Origin of the sequence: Acidiplasma cupricumulans, assembly GCF_001402935.1 — an archaeon.
Lineage (GTDB): Archaea > Thermoplasmatota > Thermoplasmata > Thermoplasmatales > Thermoplasmataceae > Acidiplasma > Acidiplasma aeolicum.
Genome location: NZ_LKBH01000242.1, coordinates 1 through 1,464, shown reverse-complemented (window position 1 = coordinate 1,464; position 1,464 = coordinate 1). Strand labels below are relative to the sequence as shown.

Below are 1,464 nucleotides of genomic sequence, written 5' to 3'. Positions count from 1 at the left end.
TAATAAATAATAAGTTAGAAAATTCAAATTATTAAAAAAATTATTTTATTCAGCAGAAAGCTTATCCCTTAAATCCATGGCTTTCTTCCACGTTTTCTTTCTTATTAGGCCAACATATCCGCCTATGAATACCGCCATGAATATTATTGAGCTAGTGAAACCCACAACAGCGCCATATTTTATAAATAGAACACCCTCTATTATTGAATTGAATGCACCAACAAGGTTTAACATGCCATTATAGAAGCCATATACAGTGCCTGCGGTACCTGATGGTGAAAGGTCTATTGCATTAACAGCCCATGAACCAACTGTGAGGTTCATCATCCCGGCGCCGGCCGCCAGTAAAAGCACTGTTGGAACTAAAAGGTGTGCTGTTCCTGTGAAGTATGATAGGCCTATCATTACAATCATTATGCTCATTGGAAGCAGTGATCCTATTCTTCTGGCATTTACCTTTGAAAATTTCTTTAGGAGCCCATCATTTAAAGGACCGGATCCAAGGAAGCCCGCAATTAGTGCAGTATCAACCGCTGCTGTGTATATTCCGCTGGTGGTTACTGAATGAACAAATGTAGAGAACAGCAGTGTTGGCAGCCAGTATAGGAATGTGTATAAAATATATCCAAATGATAGGAAGATTAAAAGTGTGCCGATGCCTGCCTGTGTTGTAAAAACCATTCTAAGTGTTTTTCTCCATGCATCCTTTGGGCCAACCTTCTTCTCATTGACCTGCTCCTGATTTTTTCCCTCATTTATGTAGTCAAGCTCTGCCTGATTTACGCCCTTATGCTCGGCCGGTGTATCCCTAACATAAAAATACCATATAAGTGCAAATACTATGCCAAGTGCACCAAAGAATATGAAAGGTGCGGGCCATCCAAATAATGCGTATATAGCAACGCCGATGGTGGCTGCGACAACCGGTCCAACTGCCTGGCCTGCACCAGCCCATGTATATGCCTTTGACTCATCATACCTGTTTGTCCATGTTTTCGCACTTTTTGCGTTTACCGGCCAGACAGGCCCTTCTCCTGCACCCATAAAAAGCCTGACAATCAGCATTGAAATAAAATTAAAGGTTGCAGCTGTCAGCACCGTAAAAACAGACCATATGGCATAAAATGTGGCCATGGATTTCCTCAGGCCAAGCTTATCAACAATTGACCCCCCAGGAAAATTAAAGAGTGCATACGCAAGTGACCAGCCAAATAAAATTAATGAATACTCTGATATTCCTGCTCCCGCAACACCGTATGAGGAAATTGACTTCGTCCAGCCGAAGGCGAAGGCATATGCCGGTGCTGTTATTGTCCATATTTCCCTGTCAGCGTAATTGAACATTATTGCAATGAATAGCATTATTGGAATTATCCACCGAACATTGCTTTTTTTCTGTACGTTTACATTCTCCCTTTTGGTTTCTTCTATCATAAAAACACCATCTATATAACATATATAAAC

1 protein-coding gene is annotated in these 1,464 nt (G+C 41.1%); it reads right to left on the bottom strand.

Annotation, left to right across the window (positions count from 1 at the left end):
• Positions 1 to 45: 45 nt before the first annotated feature.
• Positions 46 to 1,434, bottom strand: a complete 1,389-nt coding sequence (locus tag AOG55_RS06630; protein WP_197065840.1) for an MFS transporter — start codon at positions 1,432 to 1,434, stop codon at positions 46 to 48.
• Positions 1,435 to 1,464 lie beyond the last annotated feature (30 nt).

Bases quoted from the DNA above. Each gene is read 5' to 3' on its own strand.
- AOG55_RS06630 (WP_197065840.1), bottom strand. From the start codon at position 1,434: ATGATAGAAGAAACCAAAAGGGAGAATGTAAACGTACAGAAAAAAAGC.